16 protein-coding genes are annotated in these 17,053 nt (G+C 51.3%); 10 read left to right on the top strand and 6 right to left on the bottom strand.

Annotated elements, in window-relative coordinates; all coding sequences use genetic code 11:
- The first annotated feature begins 87 nt into the window (after window positions 1-87).
- From HFD87_RS18920 to HFD87_RS18905, 4 genes are all read left to right on the top strand, one after another.
- A complete protein-coding gene (locus tag HFD87_RS18920; protein WP_167423792.1) occupies window positions 88-2,061 on the top strand; it encodes a methyl-accepting chemotaxis protein in 1,974 nt (657 codons plus the stop codon).
- A gap of 104 nt (window positions 2,062-2,165) precedes the next feature.
- Window positions 2,166-3,182, top strand: coding sequence for an NAD(P)-dependent alcohol dehydrogenase (locus HFD87_RS18915; protein WP_010257039.1), 1,017 nt, complete (start codon window positions 2,166-2,168; stop codon window positions 3,180-3,182).
- A gap of 220 nt (window positions 3,183-3,402) precedes the next feature.
- Complete coding sequence (locus tag HFD87_RS18910; protein WP_010671936.1) at window positions 3,403-4,182, top strand: MBL fold metallo-hydrolase; 780 nt, start codon at window positions 3,403-3,405, stop codon at window positions 4,180-4,182.
- A 75-nt stretch (window positions 4,183-4,257) separates the two neighbouring features.
- On the top strand, window positions 4,258-5,250 hold the full coding sequence (locus HFD87_RS18905) for a GlxA family transcriptional regulator (protein WP_167423791.1): 993 nt from the start codon (window positions 4,258-4,260) through the stop codon (window positions 5,248-5,250).
- 91 nt (window positions 5,251-5,341) lie between these two features.
- On the opposite strand, the gene HFD87_RS18900 is transcribed toward HFD87_RS18905, so the two are convergent.
- Window positions 5,342-5,743: an H-NS family nucleoid-associated regulatory protein gene (locus HFD87_RS18900; protein ID WP_010257048.1), complete on the bottom strand. Its 402-nt coding sequence runs from the start codon at window positions 5,741-5,743 to the stop codon at window positions 5,342-5,344.
- Between the two features lie 275 nt (window positions 5,744-6,018).
- Between HFD87_RS18900 and HFD87_RS18895 the strand changes: the two genes are divergently transcribed.
- Both HFD87_RS18895 and HFD87_RS18890 read left to right on the top strand, forming a co-directional pair.
- Window positions 6,019-7,581, top strand: coding sequence for a sensor domain-containing diguanylate cyclase (locus HFD87_RS18895; RefSeq protein ID WP_167423790.1), 1,563 nt, complete (start codon window positions 6,019-6,021; stop codon window positions 7,579-7,581).
- Between the two features lie 68 nt (window positions 7,582-7,649).
- Window positions 7,650-8,087 carry a VOC family protein gene (locus HFD87_RS18890; RefSeq protein ID WP_167423789.1) on the top strand — a complete coding sequence of 146 codons (438 nt, stop codon included), beginning with the start codon at window positions 7,650-7,652 and terminating at the stop codon, window positions 8,085-8,087.
- Between the two features lie 237 nt (window positions 8,088-8,324).
- Here the strand turns inward: HFD87_RS18890 and HFD87_RS18885 are convergent, their stop codons facing one another.
- A complete protein-coding gene (locus HFD87_RS18885; protein ID WP_010257055.1) occupies window positions 8,325-8,726 on the bottom strand; it encodes an H-NS family nucleoid-associated regulatory protein in 402 nt (133 codons plus the stop codon).
- Window positions 8,727-9,598: 872 nt separating this feature from the next.
- Here HFD87_RS18885 and HFD87_RS18880 point away from each other — a divergent pair.
- A complete protein-coding gene (locus HFD87_RS18880; RefSeq protein WP_010671932.1) occupies window positions 9,599-9,784 on the top strand; it encodes a DUF2256 domain-containing protein in 186 nt (61 codons plus the stop codon).
- Between the two features lie 52 nt (window positions 9,785-9,836).
- Here the strand turns inward: HFD87_RS18880 and HFD87_RS18875 are convergent, their stop codons facing one another.
- From HFD87_RS18875 to HFD87_RS18865, 3 genes are all read right to left on the bottom strand, one after another.
- Window positions 9,837-10,139, bottom strand: coding sequence for a hypothetical protein (locus tag HFD87_RS18875; protein ID WP_029519489.1), 303 nt, complete (start codon window positions 10,137-10,139; stop codon window positions 9,837-9,839).
- A 105-nt stretch (window positions 10,140-10,244) separates the two neighbouring features.
- A complete protein-coding gene (locus tag HFD87_RS18870; RefSeq protein WP_033770122.1) occupies window positions 10,245-10,787 on the bottom strand; it encodes a YfaZ family outer membrane protein in 543 nt (180 codons plus the stop codon).
- A 63-nt stretch (window positions 10,788-10,850) separates the two neighbouring features.
- A complete protein-coding gene (locus HFD87_RS18865) occupies window positions 10,851-11,087 on the bottom strand; it encodes a YgdI/YgdR family lipoprotein (RefSeq protein WP_010257065.1) in 237 nt (78 codons plus the stop codon).
- A gap of 972 nt (window positions 11,088-12,059) precedes the next feature.
- Here HFD87_RS18865 and HFD87_RS18860 point away from each other — a divergent pair.
- From HFD87_RS18860 to feoB, 3 genes are all read left to right on the top strand, one after another.
- Entirely contained in the window at window positions 12,060-12,440 is a 381-nt protein-coding gene (locus HFD87_RS18860) for a YgiW/YdeI family stress tolerance OB fold protein (protein WP_010257071.1), read from the top strand.
- Window positions 12,441-12,935: 495 nt separating this feature from the next.
- Window positions 12,936-13,160 (top strand): FeoA domain-containing protein, encoded by a 225-nt coding sequence (locus HFD87_RS18855; RefSeq protein WP_022624265.1) that lies wholly within the window; start codon window positions 12,936-12,938, stop codon window positions 13,158-13,160.
- Entirely contained in the window at window positions 13,160-15,487 is a 2,328-nt protein-coding gene (feoB, locus tag HFD87_RS18850; protein ID WP_132499694.1) for a Fe(2+) transporter permease subunit FeoB, read from the top strand. The genes HFD87_RS18855 and feoB overlap by 1 nt, the downstream gene beginning before the upstream one ends.
- Before the next feature lie 436 nt (window positions 15,488-15,923).
- Here the strand turns inward: feoB and HFD87_RS18845 are convergent, their stop codons facing one another.
- On the bottom strand, window positions 15,924-16,961 hold the full coding sequence (locus HFD87_RS18845) for a tyrosine-type recombinase/integrase (RefSeq protein ID WP_111534863.1): 1,038 nt from the start codon (window positions 16,959-16,961) through the stop codon (window positions 15,924-15,926).
- Between the last annotated feature and the right edge of the window lie 92 nt (window positions 16,962-17,053).

The raw sequence follows: 17,053 nt of genomic DNA, 5'->3' as shown, positions 1-17,053 counted from the left end.
ACGGACCTGCTTTTAGCCCTCCTTTTATACACACCAGAAAGCGCTAATTTAAGCGCAAATTACTCAAATAAAAGCGAAAATAATAATATGTCGATCATTAAGACGATCAAAAGACACCTGCCTGTTGCCCGTCTTAGGCGTAGCAGTCAGCCTGCCAATGGCACCTACGATTGTCGTGCGTTGCCAGATTCACTGGCCTCCGTGGGTTTAAGCTCGCGGGCGGGCGGCATCCTGATGACCTTCGTTCCGCCTGAAGCCGATTTTCAGCGGGTCAGTCAGGCCTGGCAGCGATTCAATTCCGCCGACCTGACGGTATTGACGCTCTCTTCCAACGGCGCGCTGAGCAGCAGCAGATCGCAAAGCACCTACTGTGATGGCAATGGCCCGGAGGGAAGCTACCTCTGGCTGCCGGACACACTGATCGCACGCCATGAGACGCATATTGTTGATCTGCATGTCGCCGACACGCAGACGGCCAGCCAGCGCATCACCGCCATCCAGCAGGAGCTGGCGCGCTTGCAAGTGCGGATGCCGCTCTCGGCCGATCGTACTTTCGCCATGATTTACTGCGACGGATTATCGGCATCCGAAGGCTTTCTGATGCAGGCCTGGTATAACAGCGGGCGCTTTCCCTGCCTGGCGATTGGCGGTTCTGCCGGGGGTAAAATCACCTTTGATGGCACCTGGATTGGTACAGGTGGCAGGGTGTTACAGGGCAAGGCTGTGATTGTGTTCTGCCAGATGGCGTCAGGAAAATCATTTGCTCCTTTTAAAAGCCAGAACTTTACGCCACGCGATCAGAGCTGGCTGATTGCTGAAGCCGATCCGGTTGCGCGTACTGTAACGTCAGTATTTAACCGCCAGGGGCAGCAGCAATCGTTTGTTGCGGCGCTGTGTGAACATCTCAACTGCAACGAAGCGCAACTGAGCGAACGGCTAAAGGGACTCACTTTTGGCGTTAAAGTTGGCGGCGAGTACTTTATTCGCTCGATCGCCAAAATTGAATCGGGCGGCGTACACTTTTTCTGCGATCTTGAGTTTGGCGATCGACTGTTCCTGATGGAAGAGAAAGACTTTAAACAGACGACGCAGCAGGAGTGGCAGGCTTTTACCGCTCAGCATGGCAAACCCGCGGCGATCCTGATGAACGACTGTATTCTGCGCCGTGTCGGCAATGCCGATAAGCTGCATAATGCCCATTTCTTCAAAGGCATTGCCACCGCCGGTTTTTCCAGCTTCGGCGAAATCCTGGGTGTGCCCATCAATCAGACGCTCTCCGCGCTGGTGTTCTTTAATCATGACGTCAAAGCGATGAGCCAGTTCCCGGTAGAGTACGCCGGCTACGCGGCACACTACGCGCAGCGAGCGTTGCGTCGCTGGGAAGCGCTGAACAGCATCCAGACGCGGGTGCTGGATCGGGTTATCACTTATCAGCAGGCGCTGACGCCGCTGATGGAGGCGCTGCCGGTGCTGGAAACAGCCACTCAGAGCCAGGGAGAAACCCTGAGCCTGGCAGAGAGCAGTATCCGTAACATCAGTAACATCGCCACCGAGAGTCAGCAGGCGCAGGGCCGGCTGGATGATGGTCTGGACGATCTGGAGAAAATTTCCAACGGCATCAATGAGATTACGCATGGCATCAGCAATATTGCTTTCCAGACCAATATCCTGGCGCTGAATGCCGCAGTAGAAGCGGCTCGTGCAGGCGAGGCTGGGCGGGGATTTGCTGTGGTCGCGGGCGAAGTTCGTCGTCTGGCGCACTCCTCAAAAGAGCAGGCTGAAGCTACGGCCAGTAACATCGGTGAGGCAGTCAGCACCATCTCACGTATCCGGCTGGTGGCCAGTGATTCGGCGCAGACCGCCGCCCAGATGGCAGAGCGCAGTATCAGTGCAGCCGATACGCTGGCGGCCATGAATCAACAGACGCGACATGAGCGCGCTGACATTGCGAAGCATCTCGGCAGCCTGCGTGAACTGACGCAGGGGATGGATGCGATGCAGGAAGCCGTCGCGCAGCTCAAGGTGTTACAAACTCTTTCCGGTGCGCAGGTTAAGGGCTGATTTATCAGCATAAAAGACAAAAAAGTGCGGTGTAAGCGTAACGACCAGGCAGGGCGGGCTTTCAGTTGTTACACTTGTCGGTGATTAACCACGCAGAGGTATGAATGAAAATTAAAAGTTATGCAGCCATGCAGGCTGGCCAGGCCCTTGAACTCTATGAGTACGATGCCGCCGAACTGGCAGCCGAAGAAGTCGAAGTCCAGGTCGAATATTGTGGCGTCTGCCACTCAGATCTGTCGATGATCGACAACGAGTGGGGCATCTCTCAGTTCCCGGTGATTGCAGGACATGAAGTTATTGGCCGGGTTTCAGCCCTGGGCGAAGCGGCTAAGAACAAAGGTCTTTCAGTCGGCCAGCGTGTAGGAATCGGCTGGACAGCAAAAAGCTGTCAGCACTGCGATGCCTGTATTAACGGCGAGCAGGTTAACTGTCAGCAGGGCAGCATCCCGACCATCATGAACAAAGGTGGTTTTGCCGAGAAGCTGCGTGCTGACTGGCAATGGGTTATTCCGCTGCCAGAAAAACTGGATGTGGCGAGCGCCGGTCCGCTGCTGTGTGGCGGTATCACCGTGTTTAAACCGCTGCTGATGAGCAACATCACGGCAACCAGCCGTGTGGGTGTGATTGGTATCGGCGGACTGGGCCATATCGCAATCAAGATCCTGCACGCGATGGGTGCCGAAGTGGTGGCATTCAGCTCAACGCCAGATAAGAAGCAGTCGATCCTGGATATGGGCGCGGATGAAGTGGTTAACAGCCGTGATCCAGAAGCTCTGAAAAAGCAGGCAGGCCGTTTTGACCTGATCCTGAGTACTGTGGCGGTCGACCTGGACTGGAAACCTTATTTCGCTGCGCTGGCACCTCAGGGTAAATTCCACACCGTGGGTGCCGTGATGAAGCCGATTGAAGTGAGTGCTTTTGATCTGATCCTGGGCGACAAAGCGGTGACCGGTTCATCAACCGGCTCACCAGGCCAGTTGCGTTCGCTGCTGCGACTCGCCTCGCGTGCGGATATTGCGCCACAGGTTGAGTTCTTCCCGATGTCTGACATCAATAAAGCGCTGGATCACGTTCGCGCCGGTAAAGCCAATTACCGTGTGGTTCTGAAAGCCGATTTCTGATGCGAATCTGAAATGACATGCCGCAGCCTGCTGCGGCATTTTTTTATCCTCAATTTGTCAGCAATCCCTTAATCCTGCCACAAAAAAAATCGCAGTTTGGCCCGATTCCATCGAACACTGTCCTCTGAGCCTGTTACGCGCAGGTAAACAGTGCCGTAAAGTGACCTCATGGTAGCCAGTAAGCCTGGCTGATTTCACTGAGACTGTTCACGGAGACAAAATGAAGCTGACCCAGATTCGTAATGCCACCCTGCTACTGGACTATGCAGGCAAAAAATTCCTGATCGACCCGATGCTGGCCGAAAAAGAGGCCTGGCCCGGATTTGCCGGAAATGCCCGTCCCCATCTGAGAAATCCGATGGTTGAGCTGCCTGTCCCGGTCGCTGCACTGCTGGCAGTCGATGCGGTTATTATCACCCACACGCATATGGATCACTGGGATGAGGCTGCGCAGCAGCTAGTGCCGAAGACGATGATGATCTACAGCCAGGATGAAACGGATGCAGCGCTGATTCGTTCGCAGGGGTTTGAAAATGTTCGCGTGCTGCAGGATGAGAATCCGTTTGTTGATGGCCTGACGATTTATAAAACCGACGGTCAGCACGGCAGCAATGCGTTATATGCCGACAAAGTGATGGGCGATATTCTGGGTGACGCCTGTGGCCTGGTCTTTACCCATCCGGCAGAAAAAACCCTCTATATAGCTGGCGATACCGTATGGGTCAAACCCTATGTCAGAGCGCTGCAACGTTTTCAGCCGCAGGTGGTGGTAATGAATATCGGCAATGCAACCAACGATCTCTATGGGCCGATTATTATGGGAAAAGAGGATACCCAGCGCACGCTGAATATCCTGCCTGACGCAACGCTGGTTGCCTCACACATGGAGGCGATCAACCACTGTTTGCTGACGCGCGCAGAGCTGCGAGCCTGGACTACCGAACAGGGTATTGCTGACCAGGTGCTGATCCCGGAAGATGGTGAAACAATGACGTTCTGAGCGTCGTGGCACTAAACCGGCACAATTGTGCCGTGAGTTCTCAACACTACGCTTTCACACAATAAGGGGGAGAGGATGGCTGCTCTGAGAGTCGCGGTGCTGGCAACGGCCGGTTTTAGTCCGTTTCATTTTTCAGTTCCCTGTATTCTGTTCGGCTCAGCCCTGCCGCAGCCGGATCTGTTTCATGTCGATATCTGCGCACTGAAACCAGGCCCGGTCATCTCAGAGATGGGGTTGTCAATTACGGTGGAACAGGGTCTTGACCCGCTTGATCAGGCGGACATTATTATCGTGCCCTACTGGCATAATCCGGCTGAAAAACCTGCGCAGGCGCTGCTTGATAAGCTGGTGGCAGCCTGGCAGCGCGGCGCAGAGATCGTTGGACTATGTCTGGGCACTTACGTACTGGCTTATGCAGGCTTGCTCGATAAGCATCGTGCTGCCACTCACTGGGAATTTGAGCGTGACTTCTGCGAGCGCTTTCCGCAGGTTCACCTCGACAGTAATGCTCTTTATACCCGGGACACTCGTCTGATCACTTCTGCCGGCACCGCGGCGGGCATCGACTGCTGCCTGGATATCATCCGTCACCACTATGGCAGCGCCATGGCTAATCGGGTAGCCAGACGCATGGTGGTGCCGCCTTACCGTGAAGGCGGTCAGGCGCAGTTCATTGAGCGGCCGGTTCCGGAAACAACGCGTGACAGTAAGATCAACGCGTTGCTGGCGTCCCTGCGACAGAATCTGCATCAGCCGCAGGATCTTGACTCACTTTCGCGGACGCTTGGCATGAGCAGGCGAACGCTGACGCGTCATTTTCACAAGGCAACAGGCATGTCCCTGGGAGAGTGGCTGACAGCAGAGCGTCTGCAACGCAGCCAGCTATTACTCGAAACCACCGGCATCAGCATTGAATGTGTGGCAGAAAAGGCGGGTTTTGATTCGCCCGTGTCATTTCGTCAGCGTTTTAAATCCCGGTTTGGCGTCTCTCCCAGCGAGTGGCGCCGGACATTTCGGGGGCCGCATCCGGTGATGAGTGATGAGACATTACGACAGGACGATGAGTGACCAGGCCCGGATGAATTTCTGCGCCTGTGACTTTGCCTGCCGGAATATTCCCGCGTAATGACGGTCACTATTCCGGCAGAAATAAATGCGACTACAGCAGGAAATCATCCAGCGACTGGCCGTTTTCAATGGCCGCCTTAATTACGGAGGGCGTTCGGCCCTGACCCGTCCAGTAACGAACCTGACCATTTTCGTCATTGTAACGGTATTTCGCCGGACGCTTTGCGCGTTTCTTTTTGCCGGTTACCGAGGGGGATGCGCTATTCACCAGCTCCGCCGGGTTAATCCCTTCTTCCATTAACAGCTCCTGGTAGAACGCCAGTTTTTCTGCTTTCTCACGGGCTTCCGCTGCCCGCGCGTTTTCCTCTTCACGACGTTCATTTACCACGGTCTCTAATTTCTGGCGTAACTCTTCCAGCATATCTAAAGCCATATTGCGCGCCTCTGCACGAAGCGTGCGGATATTGTTCAGGCTGCTCAGGTTCTTACTCATAACAAATCCTCAAATACTCAACTTAATCAATGAAGTGCAAATTATTCAGCTGGCAAGGGTAACATTTACCCACGTGATATTTGAAGCGCTAGTGTAGCCTTATTCGCTATTAATCCTCTATTAAGGGTGCTGGTTGAACCAATAAAGAAGAAATTTTAAGCGAAATCTGCTGGTTAATTGCGGATTATCATTGTTGAAACAGGATTGTGGGATTTGCATTTTTGCTTTTGATTAACTGTGCTTAAATCAGTCAACAGGGTTTATTAAGGACAGGCATGAAGTTTCGCCAAAAAAATGAGGGTTCAGCGCCAAAAATCTCGCCGCTGCTAAGAAGTATTATCCTTTCAGGCGTATTGCTCAGCGTGGCGGTGATTGGCTTAAATGTGTGGACGCTGCGGGAAGACTGGAATGAAACCGTCGATAAAGCTGAAGATACGGCGGTTAATCTGTCGCTGTCACAGGCGCGTCAGGCGGACGATACATTTTTGCAGACCGAGCTCTCTTTGCGCGAGGTGCAACGCGAGCTCGAAAAGCAGATTGCCACAACCGGTGTAGATGGCGAGGCGCTGAGCCAGACGATGCGCCTGTTGCAGAGCCACCTGCCACAACTACATGGCTTATTCTACTATGATGCGCAGGGGAAATGGATAGCCACTTCTATGAGCCGGATACCGCCTGACATCAATAATTCCGATCGTGAATATTTCGATTATCACCGCACCAGCCCGCGCGATACCCTGCACGTCGGCCCGGTGCTTCGCAGCCGCACCACTCACGAGCTGGTGATCCCGGTTACGCTGCGTGTGAACGATGCCTTTAACGGCTTTCGGGGTGTCTTACTCGCCACCGTCAAAGTGGACTATTTCCGCCGTTTCTACAGCTATTATGAACTTAGCGAAGGCGATGTACTGGTACTGATGCTGGCAGACAGTACCGTGCTTTACGCCCGTCCGATGCCGGATAGCTACATCGGCAAAAACCTCTCAGTGAGTCCGCTTTTCCTCAGGATGCTGGCCCATGCGGATAAAGGCAGCGGTCAGTGGACCGCTGCGCTTGATGGTAAAAAACGCATCTTTGGCTTTGTCCGCTCACAGCGATACCCGCTGGTGGTTGCCGCGGGATATGACAAGCGCGCGCTGTTTAACCACTGGCTCAAGAGCTGGGTACATGATCTGATTCTGAGCCTGGCGCTGCTGATTGTTATTCTTTTACTGGGTGCATTTGTACTGCGTCAGGCACGGCATACACTGCGTTATCAGCTTGAGCTGACCCGATTACGCGATGATCTGACCGCGGCTAATCGCGCACTGGAAAATCTGGCACAGAGTGACGGGCTGACGGGTGTTGCCAACCGGCGCCATTTTGATCACATCCTGACTGAATGCCTGCAGAACGCGGAGCGCAGTGGCCAGCCGGTGTCATTAATCCTGCTCGATATCGATTATTTTAAACGTTTCAACGATACCTACGGCCATGTGGCGGGTGACGACTGTCTGAAAAAAGTGGCTACTGTTCTGAAGAACGCCGCCCGCCGCAAAAACGAACTTACGGCCCGATATGGCGGCGAAGAGTTTGCCATTATTCTGCCCGGACAGCCGTTGTCAGCCGCGTTGAACTTCGCTGAATCGATCATCGATGCTGTTAACAGGCTCGATATCCCGCATCTCACCACGGAACTGCCGCAAAAGCACGTCACCCTGAGTGCAGGCTGCGCCGTCTATCTTGCTTCAGGCTCACAACAGGAAAAAGAATCGCTGATAGCGCGCGCGGATGAGGCTTTGTATCACGCGAAACGGGCAGGGCGTAACCAGGCCATGTGTGAAGAACGTAGCGGCTGAGCATCCGTGATCAAATCCTGAATCCTGCCTGTGGCATGGTGACTGCTCAACTTAAACAGGGAGCGGCCATGTCAAACGATATCGGTTTCACTCATCTTGCTTTACAGGTACGGGATTTAGAGAAGAGCGTAGATTTTTATCAGCGTTATGCCGGGATGCAGGTGATACATCAGCGTGAACCTGGCATTCCTGAAGCACAGAAAGTGGCGTGGCTGTCGGATTTAACCCGACCTTTTGCGCTGGTGCTGGTGCAATCTGACAACAGTGTAGATACGCCGCTGGGTCCATTTGGTCATATAGGGGTGGCCTGTAGCAGCCGTGAAGAGATAGATGAAAAAGTGGCACTCGCACGGCTCGAAGGTGTGTTGCGACGCGACGCGCAGCAATCTGGTGTGCCAGTCGGCTACTGGGCATTTTTTGCCGATCCTGATGGCAATACGCTAGAGCTCTCTTATGGTCAGCAGATCGGACTGGAAATTATCACAGCCGCCACACGCAATCGCTGAATAAATAAAGCGGTTGAGAGAACAGAATGAAACCCATTACCTGTTGCGTGACTGCGTAAAGCTTTTCAGTTATTGAGTTCAGGGTAACGCCTGAGCAGGATTATGGATGGAGAGACAATAACAAGATGAGAAAGGAAAGGGTACAGGCTGGCCGGTAATTGAGATGCTTGAACCTGACCATTTATGGTGAAAAAACCGCCTGCCTGATGCAGGCGGTGTTTCATTATGCATACTGGATTAAATCAGGAAATCATCCAGCGATTTACCTGCATCAATGGCAGATTTAATAGCAGATGGGGTACGGCCCTGGCCAGTCCACTGCTTAACCTCACCATTTTCGTCGGTGTACTGATATTTAGCCGGACGAGGCGCGCGTTTTTTCTTCACGGCTGGTGCAGTCGGCATACCATTTAACAGTTCGTTAGGATCGATACCTTCCTGCAACAGTAATTCACGGTACTTTGCCAGTTTCTCAGCTTTTTCACGATTAGCTGCTTCAGAAGCCTGTGCTTCCTCACGTCGCTCACTCACCACAACCGACAGTTTTTCCAGCATTTCTTCCAGGGCAGCAAGGTCAAGCTCGCGAGCGTTTGCGCGAAGGGTACGGATATTATTCAAGCTGTTGAGAGTGTCACTCATCAAAGTCACCATAGTCATGTTCAGATAATAAAATACAGAGCGGGTTCACGCTGATGCTTTTCGTCAGACCTGCTTTTTTAAGATGCTTGCCTTCGAAGAATCAAAATACAGAACCGATAGTTCAACGCCAACATATTAATCGCTTTCTCAAAGAGTTTAAACTGTAATTAACGTAAGACCCTTAAACAAAAGTAAAGTTACTCTTTTTTTTACACTCTTCGCTCAAAATGTCAAAAAGGTGCCTCATCTGATGATGCTCAATAATTTAGTTACGTTATGGATAAACCAGGCTTTCACGCCGCTTTTCCAGCAGAATCGCTTCGCTAATCGCGGACCTGCTTTGTTCCGAGAGGCAGTCACCGTGCATACTTCTCCAGATAAGGCTGGATATGTCCATGAGGCCACCATAATAGGGTTGTAAAGGACGCATAGCAAAATTACTAAAAAATAACCATCAGGCGGCTGATTTATTCAGACAATATCTAAGGCCATGAAATCAGATTAATTTATCACTTAAATAACGTTCTGGTTAAGGCGATCATCACCAGACGGGTTATGGCTTTGTTTTAAAAGCCTGGAGAGACAAACCCCAGTAAAGGGGGATAAAACAGTCAGATTCACGCGTGACCTGTATGACCCTGGATTGATTATTTAGGGGCGTAATGACTTTTTAGCCGCCGTATGGGGCCAGAGAGGCTTTCCGCTAATCAAGGAAACCTGAGCCACATCATCCGGGTACCATATTGCCTTATGCGCCGATGAAGCGGTAAACAGTGCGATCTCAATTGCCCTCAATACTTACTCACAAGCAAGCTAAACTGTATAAGAGACGCTATTGTCAGCGTTATAAGGGGTTTTCAGGAGAGACTGGCGTGTTCAAAGGCAATAAAAAGTCATTACCGGTTCGCTACTGCAAAACGTGTAATAAACCGATGTCATGGCGAAAAAAGTGGGAACGATGCTGGGACGAGGTGTTGTATTGCTCGGAACGGTGCCGGCGGCAGCGTACTGATCGGCAAGAGGATGATACAGAAATAAAACCTGAACCTGACCTCTGACGCTGATCAAAGCTGGCCAGGGATTGACCTGGCCTCAGTCAGGGGAATGGGGCTATTGCTGTACCTCGATCTGTTGCCAGCCTCTTTTAAACATACAATCTTTAACCAGTATCTCTCGCTGGCTTTCATTGGCGTCGCTGGTGGAGTAATCGGTGTCAGTGGTTTTATATTTACTGTCTTTTGAGGTGTATTTACCGCTAACGACATTGTCAGGGGGTAAATCCCGCAGTGCCTGGGCCCGACAGGCTGTTTCCGTTATTGTTTCCTGCTGTTCAGATGCATCTGGCTTGACCCATTTATACTGCACACATCCGGTCAGACAGAGAGTAAATAACATCAGCATAAGAGGTTTCATAATCTGTTTCTCAGTGCTCCCCGCCTGAGTTGAGACGAGTGATTGAGTAAGGAAACCGATCGGCAGGGTTTCCTCACCACAAAAAAAGGGAAGAGTCATCCGACGTTAAAATGTCAGGCCGCCACCGATATAGGGACCATCGATCAGGGTATGACCCGGACGTCCATCTTTGCCATCAACACCCGCATAGCGATAGCCCACTTTTAACACCAGTGGATCCACAGGTGACCAGCTGACACCGCCATTGGCCTCAACGAAATTCTTAACGCTGTTGGTCAGCTGTTCCGGGGCGGAATAACCTTCTCCATACAACGCAAAATTAGCGGGCAGATTGATTTTCACACCGCCGCCAACAGGAAACGCAACGCCGTTATCTCCTTTTTTGCCGCCGATGTAAGCGGCTTTAACGCCAGCCGTCAGCATCACAGGTCCAATTTCAAGGTTATAACCGGTACCCGCCTGACCAATCTGAACACCATCCGCCGTATTTTTGATCCACTGACCATCAACATAAAGCCCGCCGGATGAACGGCCGATTTCTGCGTCCAGTACCGAGGTGTTTTTACTTTGTTCGGCATTCAGGCCAATGGCCATGGCTGAGGAGGATGCACACAATAATAAGCCAAAGCCAATTACAGAAATTTTCATTGCTCAGTTTTTCCACAGAATCAGATTTTCAGGATAATGATTAAGATTGCTATTAAAGCAGGATTACTTTTGCACAATCTCTTTAACATCGTGCTGTTGTAACTGATGCATGTTTCCATCCGTGTCTTTATAAGAGATCATGCCTGTTTCTTTATCTTTTGCGGGTTTGCCATGAGTCGTAATCATGTGCCCATCGTTGGTGGAGATCACATAATTGCTTGAGCAGGCGGAAAGGGACATAACAGAAGTTATCATCGCAATAGCAAAAGCGAATTTCTTGCCAGAATTAAAAGATGTCATTTTACTTTCCTGTCGTTTCTTTTTAAGAAGATGCGGCATTATTCGCTGTGATTGTTAAACGACATGCTAACAATCCGGCTGTTTGCCTCTTTATCAGGATGATAATGATCTGGATCAATATCATGGGTTGCTCAGGAGTAAGCAACCATGGCGGGTATTGATTGTTTTGCGACCAGTACTTGCGGAAGCGAAGGCAGAAGTTTGTACTGAGAGAATCAGGAAGAAAACCAGCAAGGTAGAGGAAAAGAAACTTAAGCTCGAATCCGCAAAAATGAATCTGAAAGAAGCACAGGCTGATGTTCAAAGACTGAACTAAACGCATTTACTCGTAGGCTCACGCTGGCGAATCTCCGAACTTCGGTAAATTCCGCATGTTCCTTTATCTCTTGTCAGTTTGGGTAGGCATCAGGCTATCACCACTCTCCTCTTCTGTTTATGCATGTTCAGACAGTATCAGGCAACATTCTTCCCCTTTTAATGCCAGAAAGGGCTGCATTCCGAATGGGAGCCGTTGTCGATACACTGCATACGCAGCGTTACTGGGTTCTATTACTATCATCGGGAACCAGGCATAGAAAAAAACCACTCAGTTGAGTGGTTGTAAAAAGAAAAAAATAGTTAATGAGCAAAACTGCGATACATAATGTTTTAATACTGGGATATATCTATGCCAGGAAATAATATCTGTTAACAGACATGTTAGCTATGGGATTTATAAGAAATGATGCAAAGTGAAAGCGTAACAATGACCATAATACAGTGAATGTTAAAAGTTCAGCTCTCACGTAACTGTTTATCTATCAATTTATTTTGTTAACAACATGGATTTAACTTTGATTGTTTTTCTGATGCGGATTTATCGTGCGCATCATGCTCATTACATTTTTAAAACACATGGAGGTAATCAATTTTCTTAAGATCCCGTTAAGATCTGCATCGTAAATTAGCCCGACAATTTTAACGGAGATAAATATGAAAAAGTTTCTTTTAGCAGCATTGTTTGCCGGTATGAGTTTTGGAGTTGCTGCACAGGAAGGTTTTGTTAATCCAGCAGGGCAGGGGTATTCTCAGGGCGGATTTAAAGGTCCGACACCCGGCGTCTCTTCTGTCGCTCAGGTTAAGACGCTGCGTGATGACGCATGGGTCGTTCTGGAAGGTAACATCATCAGACAAGTGGGGCATGAACTTTATGAGTTCAAAGATGCTACCGGAACGATTAATGTCGATATTGATGACAAGCGCTGGATGGGACAATCGTTATCACCGAGTGATAAAGTCCGTCTTGAAGGTGAAGTTGATAAAGACTGGAACAGTGTTGAGATTGATGTAAAAACGGTTCGGGTTCTTAAGTAATCCTTATTCGCTCATCACCTGGTGGTGGCCTGAAAATCAGGGCACTGCCATTGTGAAAATGATCCTTCCAGGACGCCTTTCTTTCATTACAGCGGCCGCAGTTTAGTTACAACACCCTGTTTGAGCAGATTACGTTACCGGCGATATCCTGCCAGATTGGTTTTTTTGATTAAACCTGAACGGAGCCGTTCTGTGAATCCGAGTGCTCATTGACTAGCCGCCCCGCACGGCCCGAAGGGCCGTAATAGTTATTTACGGCAGATTGAATGATGTAACTAAATGGATACTCTCTGCTAGAGTGCGGGAATGATTCTACATTCTCCACATCCGCCTTTAACTGTTGAACCCGCGCCTGGAAGAACCCCCATTTAATGCGCTGTTGACCTGCCGTTGACCCTGACGGCCGTTTTCTTCTGCCTGCCCGATGCCAGATCAAAAACCGAAACGAGTATCATTTATAGAATGAGTGCTTCTTACTTTTAGGCAGGGCGTGATATGGCAATGAATATGGGCAGCACCTACCGGATCCTTGGCTATCAGCCATCGGTAAATTCCGCCTGGCGCCAGAAATTACTGACAATGGGTATGCTTCCCGGCGCAGTTATTGAGGTCATTCGCGTGGCGCCAATGGGCGATCCGGTGCAGATCTCTACCCGCCGTGTCAGCCTGGCGGTGCGGCAGCGTGACCTGGACGACATCATCCTGGAGGAAATCGTCTGATGAAGAAGATAACCATCGGGCTGATTGGTAACCCTAATACCGGCAAAACCACGCTGTTTAATCAGCTCACCGGTGCCCGACAGCGGGTCGGGAACTGGGCTGGCGTCACGGTTGAGCGCAAAGAGGGTCAATTTTTTACCGCGCAGTCAGATGTCAGGCTTATTGATCTGCCAGGCACCCGATCGCTGACAACGCTATCTGCTGAAAGCTCGATAGATGAGAGCATCGCCTGCCAGTATCTCTATCAGGATCACGCCGATTTGGTGATTAACGTCGTCGATGCCTCCAGTCTGGAAAGTAATCTGTTCCTGACCTTTCAGCTGCTGGAACTGGGCGTACCCTGCATTGTCGCCCTGAACATGCAGGATATTGCCGCCAGCCAGAACATCACTATTGATGTCGCAGCACTGTCAGCTCATCTGGGATGTCCGGTCATTTCACTGACCTCAACCAAAGGTGATGGCATTGCCCAGCTCAAAGCGCTGATTGACCAGCCCCATATTTACCGCGCACCTGAACGGGTACGTTATCCGGCCGCGATTGAAACGGCCATTGAGCAGCTCTGCCAACAGATGCCCGCCGCCATAGCCCCACAAAAACGCTATTGGCTGGCCTTGCAACTGCTGGAAGGGGATATCAACAGTCAGAAACTTTGTCCGGCGCTGGTTCCGCATTTGCCCGAGATTATGCAGCAGGCCGGTGGAGAGACCGGCGTACAGATTGCCGATTACCGCTATCGCACCATCAATGCGCTTTGCGCGGCAGTGAGTAACATTCATCACGCAATGCCCGCCGGTCTGACCCGCAGGATCGATAAAATTGTGCTGAACCGCTGGCTGGGCATTCCGATATTCCTGGCAGTGATGTATGTGATGTTCGTGCTTTCAATTAACATTGGTGCCGCGCTACAGCCACTGTTCGACAGCAGTTCGGTGGCGATATTCATTCATGGTGCGCAATGGCTGGGCTATGTCTGCCACTTCCCTGACTGGCTGACGGTTTTCCTGGCGCAGGGTATCGGTGCCGGTATCAATACCGTGCTGCCGATCATTCCGCAGATTGGCCTGATGTTCCTGTTCCTCGCTTTCCTTGAAGACTCCGGCTACATGGCGCGCGCCGCTTTTGTGATGGATCGTCTGATGCAGTCACTGGGCCTGCCGGGAAAATCCTTTGTGCCGCTGATTGTCGGCTTTGGCTGTAATGTCCCGTCGGTCATGGGGACACGGACGCTGGATACATCGCGTGAGCGTCTGCTGACGGTGTTGATTGCGCCTTTTATGTCATGTGGCGCACGGCTGGCGATTTTTGCGGTTTTCGCTGCGGCATTCTTTAACACCCACAGTTCCAGCCTGGTTTTCTCCCTCTATCTGCTGGGCATTGTGGTGGCCATCGCGACCGGGCTGGTGCTTAAGCATACCCTGCTGGGCGGAGAAGCCTCGCCGTTTATCATGGAGTTGCCGGTCTATCACCGGCCTCACCTTAAAAGCCTGCTGTTGCAGACCTGGCAACGGCTGAAAATGTTTGTGGTGCGAGCCGGACAGGTGATTATCCTGGTGAGCATGCTGATTGGCGTACTGAGCAGTTTTGCCTTTAATGGCCAGATGGTTAATGACATTAACCACTCTGCGCTGGCGGCGACCAGCAAAGCGATCACGCCCGTGCTGTTGCCGATTGGTGTCACTCAGGATAACTGGCAGGCAACAGTGGGGCTGGTGAGCGGCATCATGGCGAAAGAGGTCGTGGTCGGCACGCTCAACAGCCTTTACACCACAGAGGCAATCCAGAGCAGTCCATTTGATCCGCAGGCTTTTGACCTGCCTGGTGAGCTTAAAGAGGCGCTGACAGAGACCTGGGCGGGGTTAACGGCTGCCTTCAGAATTGATGCGCTGGCCCATCCCATCGATGCCAGTAAAGGCGATGGTGAGATGGCGACTGGTTCGATGGGCGTGATGTCAGCCAAATTTGGCAGTGGCTTTGCCGCTTACAGTTACTTAATTTTTGTCCTGCTTTATGTTCCCTGCGTCTCGGTCATGGGGGCTATTGCGCGGGAAGCCGGTAAAAAATGGATGATGTTCTCATTCTTCTGGGGACTCAACATCGCCTACACCACCGCCACGCTGTTTTACCAGACCGTCACTTTTGCCGACCATCCTGCATTCAGTGCGACCTGCCTGATAAGCGTGCTGGTGCTGAACGGAATCATCCTGCTGGCATTGCGAAAAGCGGGAAGCCGGGTGCAGTCAATACCGGTCATGCTCAGGGAGGAAAAGGGGAGTTGCAGCGGCTGCCACGGCGGCTGTGATAAGCAGAAAGGCTTTGCCCGGTAAAAATAAGTACTGATGACATTCACTCTTTCCGCTGCCGGCGATTCCTGGCCGCAGCGGACAGGTGAGGATTGTCCTGTTGATTGTTCTTACGATTTGAAGCCAGAATAGTGGGATGATTAGCGTATGAGCAGTGACAAAGGCCACATGACAATTAACCCGGCCAGAAGCATTATCCTTCCCGCTGAAGGCAGATGTTTACCAAAGCAACTCTGACCATGCACTGCAGCATGCGCTTATTATGGATAGCGGCTCCTGTTTTGCAGACAGATTTGCAGCATGCGGTATGACAGTAAGAATAAATCAACTAAATCAGCCGGATGAGCTCTGTGGATGGCCAACACAGTGATAATCCGTACCGGCTTACACACAGGCTGTCCACTTTTTCTGTGGATAACTTCAGCCTGAATAAGGGCTTTATTCTCTTTTCAGGAGGCCATCAGTCAGGATAATCAGGGTCACCGTATTGTTCCATAAACTCCACCATGGCACCTTTGTGTGCATCCACATGGCGGATATAGCGCATCAGTGTTTCTGGTTTTTTCCACGTGCCTTCTTGCATGATCCTGGCAATCGGATAGCCTTTATCGGCCATATCCTGCGCAGCACCCACCCTTGCGCTGTGGCCACTCCAGCCGGTGTAGCGATTTTTGTTGGCCTTCACTGCGCCCTCTTTTCCGGCAGTACGCCATGCACGGCTAAATATCTGTTCCAGTGCCCTTGTGCTCATCGGCTTTTCGGCAATCAGTGGCCGGCCAGACCGATGTACTGCAGTAAACAGCCAGGCATCAGGCTGGCTGGATAGCCCTGACGCTTCAATCCACTCTTCCAGTCGCTGAGTTGAACGGGCGCTGAGCGCCTTAATCAATCCGCCGGTCTGCACAATAGTTTTTGTCCATGCCACATCCAGAATGATGCGACCATCGCCGGCACGCATCACATCCCGCACCCGCAAACGCGACAGTTCACTGATACGCAGTAGTGTTGCATAAGCCACATGTAAAAAAGCCAGATCGCGAAGCGCCTGAAGGTTATCAGAACCTGACCATTCTTCATCCAGCGCCAGCAGGTCACTCAGCCTGAAGGGCACGGCCTGGCCTGCCCGCTCACCGTTGATCACCGCCACACGGTTTATCTTCTTCATCGTCCGGAAAACCAGCGGAGAGACATTGGGCACCGGCAATCCGGCGTTACGGTGTAACATCGAAATTAACGCCGCGTGTGAAGTGACGGTTGAGGAGGCCCGGCCGCTTTCAGCCAGAAAAGAAAGATAGTCACGCAAATCGTCTGCACTCATCGGCAGGAAGCTGCGCTGGTTATCTTCCGACCAGCGATTGCAGATTCGCATTACGCTAAGCAGCTGTCGCCAGGTGTTAGGTGAGAAAGCCTCTTTATCCTGAACGAACTGCCGGAGCCGCTCGGTGATATCGCTATTCCGGTCAACCGTCAGAGGGGTTAACGGCACTAACTCACTCATATTTGCTCACTTATCAACCAAAGATGCCGATGATCGCGCTACGTTAATTCTGAGAACTAAGCAGGGGGATAACCGGGCAGAATTTACGTAGC

It is taken from the genome of Pantoea sp. EKM21T (genome assembly GCF_011800405.1).
Taxonomy (GTDB): domain Bacteria; phylum Pseudomonadota; class Gammaproteobacteria; order Enterobacterales; family Enterobacteriaceae; genus Pantoea; species Pantoea agglomerans.
The sequence above is the reverse complement of the archived record's forward strand: the minus strand, read 5'-3'. Positions and strand labels throughout refer to the sequence as shown.

Excerpts from the sequence above, each read along its gene's own strand:
- HFD87_RS18915 (WP_010257039.1), top strand. The coding sequence starts at position 2,166 with ATGAAAATTAAAAGTTATGCAGCCATGCAGGCTGGCCAGGCCCTTGAA.
- HFD87_RS18860 (WP_010257071.1), top strand. The coding sequence starts at position 12,060 with ATGAAAAAGTTTCTTTTAGCAGCATTGTTTGCCGGTATGAGTTTTGGA.
- HFD87_RS18865 (WP_010257065.1), bottom strand. The coding sequence starts at position 11,087 with ATGACATCTTTTAATTCTGGCAAGAAATTCGCTTTTGCTATTGCGATG.
- HFD87_RS18910 (WP_010671936.1), top strand. The coding sequence starts at position 3,403 with ATGAAGCTGACCCAGATTCGTAATGCCACCCTGCTACTGGACTATGCA.
- HFD87_RS18900 (WP_010257048.1), bottom strand. The coding sequence starts at position 5,743 with ATGAGTAAGAACCTGAGCAGCCTGAACAATATCCGCACGCTTCGTGCA.
- HFD87_RS18875 (WP_029519489.1), bottom strand. The coding sequence starts at position 10,139 with ATGAAACCTCTTATGCTGATGTTATTTACTCTCTGTCTGACCGGATGT.
- HFD87_RS18905 (WP_167423791.1), top strand. The coding sequence starts at position 4,258 with ATGGCTGCTCTGAGAGTCGCGGTGCTGGCAACGGCCGGTTTTAGTCCG.
- HFD87_RS18885 (WP_010257055.1), bottom strand. The coding sequence starts at position 8,726 with ATGAGTGACACTCTCAACAGCTTGAATAATATCCGTACCCTTCGCGCA.
- HFD87_RS18895 (WP_167423790.1), top strand. The coding sequence starts at position 6,019 with ATGAAGTTTCGCCAAAAAAATGAGGGTTCAGCGCCAAAAATCTCGCCG.
- HFD87_RS18920 (WP_167423792.1), top strand. The coding sequence starts at position 88 with ATGTCGATCATTAAGACGATCAAAAGACACCTGCCTGTTGCCCGTCTT.
- HFD87_RS18845 (WP_111534863.1), bottom strand. The coding sequence starts at position 16,961 with ATGAGTGAGTTAGTGCCGTTAACCCCTCTGACGGTTGACCGGAATAGC.
- HFD87_RS18855 (WP_022624265.1), top strand. The coding sequence starts at position 12,936 with ATGGCAATGAATATGGGCAGCACCTACCGGATCCTTGGCTATCAGCCA.
- feoB (WP_132499694.1), top strand. The coding sequence starts at position 13,160 with ATGAAGAAGATAACCATCGGGCTGATTGGTAACCCTAATACCGGCAAA.
- HFD87_RS18890 (WP_167423789.1), top strand. The coding sequence starts at position 7,650 with ATGTCAAACGATATCGGTTTCACTCATCTTGCTTTACAGGTACGGGAT.
- HFD87_RS18870 (WP_033770122.1), bottom strand. The coding sequence starts at position 10,787 with ATGAAAATTTCTGTAATTGGCTTTGGCTTATTATTGTGTGCATCCTCC.